Origin of the sequence: Cohnella hongkongensis, from assembly GCF_042654645.1 — a bacterium.
Classification (GTDB): domain Bacteria; phylum Bacillota; class Bacilli; order Paenibacillales; family Paenibacillaceae; genus Cohnella; species Cohnella hongkongensis.
In genome coordinates this window covers 125,982-131,981 of the sequence record NZ_JBHSEP010000018.1, presented here as the reverse complement: position 1 = coordinate 131,981, position 6,000 = coordinate 125,982, and the positions used below count along the sequence as shown (strand labels likewise).

Annotated in this window: 5 protein-coding genes; 3 read left to right on the top strand and 2 right to left on the bottom strand. The window is 56.4% G+C overall.

Translation table 11 applies throughout. From position 1 onward, the window contains the following. Window positions 1-119 precede the first annotated feature (119 nt). Window positions 120-419, bottom strand: a complete 300-nt coding sequence (locus ACFO3S_RS20985) for a hypothetical protein (protein WP_378100074.1) — start codon at window positions 417-419, stop codon at window positions 120-122. Between the two features lie 168 nt (window positions 420-587). Here ACFO3S_RS20985 and ACFO3S_RS20980 point away from each other — a divergent pair, with 168 nt between their 5' ends. Both ACFO3S_RS20980 and ACFO3S_RS20975 read left to right on the top strand, forming a co-directional pair. Beyond that, entirely contained in the window at window positions 588-2,435 is a 1,848-nt protein-coding gene (locus ACFO3S_RS20980) for an LTA synthase family protein (RefSeq protein ID WP_378100072.1), read from the top strand. A 38-nt stretch (window positions 2,436-2,473) separates the two neighbouring features. Continuing rightward, a complete protein-coding gene (locus ACFO3S_RS20975) occupies window positions 2,474-3,133 on the top strand; it encodes a phosphatase PAP2 family protein (protein WP_378100070.1) in 660 nt (219 codons plus the stop codon). Between the two features lie 81 nt (window positions 3,134-3,214). On the opposite strand, the gene ACFO3S_RS20970 is transcribed toward ACFO3S_RS20975, so the two are convergent. Further along, window positions 3,215-3,838, bottom strand: coding sequence for a TetR/AcrR family transcriptional regulator (locus ACFO3S_RS20970; protein ID WP_378100068.1), 624 nt, complete (start codon window positions 3,836-3,838; stop codon window positions 3,215-3,217). Between the two features lie 222 nt (window positions 3,839-4,060). On the opposite strand from ACFO3S_RS20970, the gene ACFO3S_RS20965 reads away from it, so the two are divergent. Continuing rightward, window positions 4,061-5,563, top strand: coding sequence for a DHA2 family efflux MFS transporter permease subunit (locus ACFO3S_RS20965; RefSeq protein ID WP_378100066.1), 1,503 nt, complete (start codon window positions 4,061-4,063; stop codon window positions 5,561-5,563). Window positions 5,564-6,000: the final 437 nt, after the last annotated feature.

The following is a 6,000-nucleotide window of genomic DNA, read 5'->3' as shown; positions in this document are numbered from 1 at the left end:
CCCTTTAAGGGGCAAGCCCGAGACCGCTCGCGGTTGGCAGACTTTCAGGGCGCCTTCTTAGGCGCTTGCTAGTACCATGCCCTTATAGGGCTGATGGAAGCCACCGGCTAAGCCGGTGGTTATGACTCGCGCAAGGAGATGACGTGCACGAGCTGAGCGTCCGCCGTAATCTTGATAACGGCGTGGCCGGAATCGTATTCCGCCGTTCCCAGCCCGACCTTCGCGGTCCGATCGGATCCGAGCAGGTAGAACAGATCGTCGGCGAGCGTGCGGACGCATACTTCCCGCTCGTCCTTGGACAGGCTGCTCCAGTCGGCCTCCTCCATCTCGAACAGTTCGTAAAACTGCGGAACGGTCGTCAGCGCCCGAGACAAGTCGTCCAGAATATGATCATAGGATCTCGTATAGGATATCGCCATAGGGAATCCCCCTTCGAAGTTTGGTGTGCGGTCGGAATTAGCCGATACTGCTTGCATTATACGCGAAGCGAAATTCTTTAGCCAACCTTTAGGTGATCTTCCTGCTTGTAAGGCTTTAACGCCTAGTTAACATTTTGTATAATAAGTAAGGTTCGGGAGGTGAACGAAATGAAAGCTTCATGGAGAGTATGGCTGTCCAAGCCGTTCGTTTTCTTCTCTCTCATTATGGTGCTCAAGATTTTGCTGGCGCGCCTTGTCGTCTTCGACGGGGCTTCGATCTGGCTGCAGCTCGCTACGGACATCCCTTCCATCTGGGTATTGTTCTGTCTGATCGAGTGGTTCGCGCCGAAGCGCAAGCTGGGCTTCTACTTGACGGTGAACGTCATGGTGACGTCGATCTACTTCGCCGTGATTATGTATTACAAATACTTCGGCGTTATTGTGACCTATCACGCTTTGCAGCAGGTGAACCAGGTGACGGAAGTGAAGGGGAGCGTATTCTCCCTGCTGCATCCTTACTTCCTGTTCATCTATACCGATATTGTCGTGTTTCTGCTGTTATACGCCAGCCGCAAGTTCCGGGGCTGGGCCAAATCCTTGGCGAAAAGGGAGTCCGCCGTTCTGACCGCCGCCGTATTCGTCGTCTCGCTGATCGGCTGCGTAACGGCGGTCTGGAACTACAGCGGCAGCATCAACGAGCTCAAGAAGGCCGAGCATATGGGAATTCTGAACTACGAGGCCTACGCGGTGCTCGCCAGCGCCACGCAGGAGATCGAAGACCCGGGCAACGTGACCGAAGAGGCGATCGCGGAGCTGAAGGGCATTCGGGATCCGGAAGACCCGCTCTACTGGGGGGCGGCCGAAGGGAAAAACGTCATCATCGTTCAACTGGAGGCGTTCCAGAGTTTCCTGATCGATCTTCGCATCGACGGGAAGGAAGTGACGCCCGTCATGAATCAGCTGGCGAGGGAAAATTTCTACTTCCCCCGGTTCTACCAGCAGGTCGGCCAAGGAAATACGTCGGATGCGGAATTCGTCGTCAATACTTCCTTCTACATTCCGCAGTACGGAGCGGCGTCGCAGGAATACGGCGGACGGGAGCTGCCGAGCATGCCGAAGAAGCTGGCGGAGCACGGCTATTGGACGTCTACGTTCCATACGAACGACGTTCAGTTCTGGAATCGCGAGGAGCTGTACCGGGGACTCGGGTTCGACCGCTACTACGACGCCGATTTTTTCGGGGACGACGATATGGTGTTTTTCGGTCCTTCGGATGAAATTTTGTACGAGAAAACGGCAGACGAGCTGCTGAAGGCGAGCCGGGACGGCAAGCCGTTTTATGCCCATGTGATCTCGATGACCGCCCACCATCCGTTTAACCTGCCGGAGCGCAAAATTCGCTTCGAGCTGCCGGAGCGCTATGAGAATACGCTCGTCGGCGACTATATTCAAGCCCAGAACTATGCGGACTTCGCGCTTGGCGAGCTGATCGACCGGCTGAAGAGAGACGGCCTGTGGGAGCAATCGGTGCTGGTGGTCTACGGAGACCATCTCGGGCTTCCGCTGTATTCGCTAACCGAGCATGAGAAGATGCTGATGGCGGAAATATGCGAACACCCTTACCAATTCCCGGAGATGCTGAGCGTTTCGCTGACGATCGCCGCCCCGGGGGTAACGGAGCCGCAGGCGTTTTCTCAGCTGGGCGGGCATGCGGACATTTTCCCGACGCTGGCGAATCTGCTCGGGATATCGCTCAAGGGGCATATTCACTTCGGTCAGGATCTGCTGAACCATACCGAGAACCTGCTGCCGCAAAGATACTATTTGCCTTCGGGCTCCTTCGTGAACGGCAGGGGCGTGTTTGTCCCGGGGCTGGGCTACGAGGACGGAATTCTCTACCCGTTCGACGGCGGCCAACCGAGCGAGACCGACGTCACGGAAGACGAATACCGCCGCGCGTTAGAGCTTCTGCGGCTTTCGAACAGTTATGTCAGTCACCTGCCTGAGCATGAATGAGAGGTTGACGCAGTAGATATATATGAGGGGGTAAGTGCGTGAACCTTGGAAAGATCGATTGGAAAAAGTACTCGCCGCTTCTGCTTATGCTGATGTTTCCCGTGCTGGGATGGATGTACGCCATGACGAACAACGTCGACGAGCGGGAAGTCTACAGTCTGGCGGTCGGGGTGGATGAGGCGATCCCGTTCGTCAAGTGGTTTGCGCTGCCGTACTCGATCTGGATTTTCTACATCTACGTCTGTTTGTTTTACTTTTTTAAGAAGGATATTCAGGTCTATTATCGGAATCTGATGACTTACGCGCTTTGCGCGTTGCTGTGCTATCTGATCTATTCGTTGTTTCAGACGACGGTGGCCCGTCCCGTCGTGATCGGGGACGATCCGTTCTCCATGCTGATGCGGTATATCTACAATCGAGACCAGCCCTTTAACTGCTTTCCGAGCATTCATTGCTTCTCCAGCTACATGGTGATGAGGGCGATCTGGACGAGTTCGTTCCGCAACAAATGGAATGTGACGCTGATTACCGGGATGTCCTCTTTAATTATTTTATCCACTTTGTTCGTGAAACAACACGTCGTCATGGACGTGCTGGGCGCGGTGTTTCTGGTGGAGGCGGTAACGGCGGCGATTATCGTCGCCGAGAGGAGGGCTCGGGTGGCGCGCGAACGCCAGAAGAGCACCTTCGGGGCATAGAGAAAAAGGCCGAACCCCGGCAGAAACTGTTTTTCTGCGGAGTTCGGCCTTTCGCATGCCAGCGGGCTCGTGATTCGTTCTCTAGGCTTGACTGTGGATGGACGGAGCTTCGGTCGCCAGAAGGCACATCCGCCGGTAATGCTCCTTGATCTGCTCGGGCGTGTAGCCTTTTTCCTTCCGAATCTGAAAGTACCCTGCCGGAGACAGCGAACAGATGAGAGAGTGGGCCGCAAGATCGGCGTCGAAACCCGGCGTCGAACTAGACGCGGCGATCTCGCCGAGCAGCTCCGCGATCTTCTCCCGGGCATACCGGTACATCGGCGAATGGAAGAAGTTGCCCCGATCGTCGGCGCAGTTCATTCTCGCTTCGGTCTCCAGCAGCAGCTCTGATTTATCCTCGATCGTATCGATCCAGTAGCCGACAATCTCGGCCAGCCGCACTCCCGCAGACTCGTTCTTGTTCTGCTCCAGATAGTCGGCAATCTCGCGAATCAGCTTGTTTCCGTATTCATGCAGCATATCCAGACATAAATCGCCCTTATGCGCGTATTTGCGGTAGAGAGTCGCTTGTCCGATTCCGGCCGTCTTGGCGATCTGATGCATGCTGACCGGCTGGACGCCGTATTCGCTGAACAATTCATGAGCCGTCTGGAGAATCAGCTGACGATTCTCAGTCGCGTCTCTGCGTTCCCGTCGAATGGACACCAGGCGTCACCTCGCTATTTTTAACGTAGAGTTCACACACCATAGGTTGACAACCGGACAATTGTCCGGTAACATCGAGTTTAAGCGGACAATTGTCCGCTTAAAGAAGGCTTTTCCATGCAGCGTCCGCATAGCTCCATTGTACCTTCCGTCCGATGGACGGTCAAATGGGCGAGAGAGATCGCGCAAGGGAAGCCTCTCCAATCGGATAGGAGGTTGTCTATGTCATCCCCAACGACGCCGGCGGCGGAGGATCGCGCGATGTCGATGCGCAGCATTCTCGGGCCGCTGGTGGCCATCATCATCGGTATATTTATGGTTATTTTGGACGGGACGGCCGTTAACGTCGCGCTTCCCAAGCTTCAAGAGGAATTCAACCTGCCGAATCTGTCGCTCGTGCAATGGACGGTAATCGGTTACGCGCTTGCGCAGGCGGCCGTCATTCCGCTGGCCGGGTGGCTGTCCGACCGTTACGGCGCGAAGCGGGTATTCCTTATCTCGGTCGGCCTGTTTACGATCGGCTCCCTGCTGTGCGCTCTGGCGACAAGCGTAGAGCTGCTGATCGCGTTTCGGATCGTGCAGGGAATCGGGGGCGGCGTCGTCGTGCCGATCTCGATGGCGTTCGTCTATCGCCTCGCTCCTCCGAACAAAGTCGGAGCGGTCATGGGCATGATGGGCATTCCGATCTTGCTCGCGCCTGCGCTCGGTCCCGTATTGGCAGGCTGGCTCGTCGAATATTACACATGGGATTGGATCTTCTTACTTAATCTCCCGATCGGCGTCATCGGGATTCTGCTCGGCATTCGCACCTTGCCGAATATCGGTCGGCAGACGGTGGCGGCGCTCGATCGGCTCGGCATGGTGCTCGGTCCGCTCGCTTTCGCGGCGCTCGTCTACGGCGTATCCGAAGGAGGCGTCGATCCGCTGACCGGGAAGTCCACCTGGACCGAGCTTCCGACCGTCCTTGGAGTCGGCATCGGCCTGGTCGCGCTCATTCTGTTTATCGCCGTCGAGCTGCGCAAGCAGAACCCGCTGCTCGAGCTTCGCGTCTTCCGCTCCGGCAACTTCACGAAGGGAATCGTCGTACAGTGGGTGTCTCAGATCGCGTTATTCGGGACGCTGTTCCTCGTGCCGCTGTTTCTGCAGCAAGCCAAAGGCTATTCCCCGATGGAGGCCGGCTTGATGATGCTTCCGCAGGCGCTGGCTTCCGGCTTGTTCATGCCGATCGGCGGCAGGCTGTCCGACCGATTCGGCGCTCGCCCGCTCGTCATTATCGGAATGGCGATTACGACGGTAGCGGCCTTCCTGCTGTCCAACATCTCGGGAGACGACGGCAAGCTCGCGATTATGCTGCCGCTCGGCTTGCTAGGGGCTGGCATGGGCCTGTTCATGATGCCTCTGAATACGCATCTCATTCAGTCTGCTCCGCTGAACCTCGTAGGCCGCGTCACGTCTTTGACGAATGCGGCGCAGCAGGTCATGATGTCGTTCGCCGTCGCCGTGCTGACGACGATCTCGACGACGAAGATGCAGGATCTGATGGTCGCGCAGCAGAAGCCGGCTCCGGATCTGCCGATCTTCGCCGAGGCGTTCGGACAGACGTTCTTTGTTCTGATCTTCATTGCGGCGGCGGGGGCGGCTTTGGGCTTGCTGCTGCGCAAGCCGAAGAGGCAGGAAGGCGAGTCTCCGGCGAACGCGGAAGTGCCGGTCATCGTCGGACATTAGCGGGAAAATTGGACGGGGCTGTTCCCCAAGCGTTGGCTTGGGGAACAGCCCCTTTGTAACTGAAGCGCAACCGCGCGATCTTCCTGATCACTTGCACGAAAACAACGATAGCCCTACCTCTCTATCGTTCTTGCGGCTCCGTGGCCGCGCCAGTGAGAATTCGTGTTTCCTTCCAGCAGCCGATCGTGAGATGAATTAAGGAATGTGTGGGGAAACTTGAGGAATTGTCCCATTTACGCAGAAAAACCAGAGGGTTACATCTTCATATAAATGCTAATTATACATTCTTCTTTTGCAGGTGTCAAGGGAAATGTCGCCGTTCGAATATCCTCGACCGCCTAGCGAATGAGAAACGCTCTCCCGAGGAGAGTCATGAAGATCGCCAAAAATGAGGTTTCCGATCCAGGGGGATTCGGGGTAAACTGGTGGAGTGCTGA

Bases quoted from the DNA above. Each gene is read 5' to 3' on its own strand.
- ACFO3S_RS20965 (WP_378100066.1), top strand. From the start codon at position 4,061: ATGTCATCCCCAACGACGCCGGCGGCGGAGGATCGCGCGATGTCGATG.
- ACFO3S_RS20985 (WP_378100074.1), bottom strand. From the start codon at position 419: ATGGCGATATCCTATACGAGATCCTATGATCATATTCTGGACGACTTG.
- ACFO3S_RS20980 (WP_378100072.1), top strand. From the start codon at position 588: ATGAAAGCTTCATGGAGAGTATGGCTGTCCAAGCCGTTCGTTTTCTTC.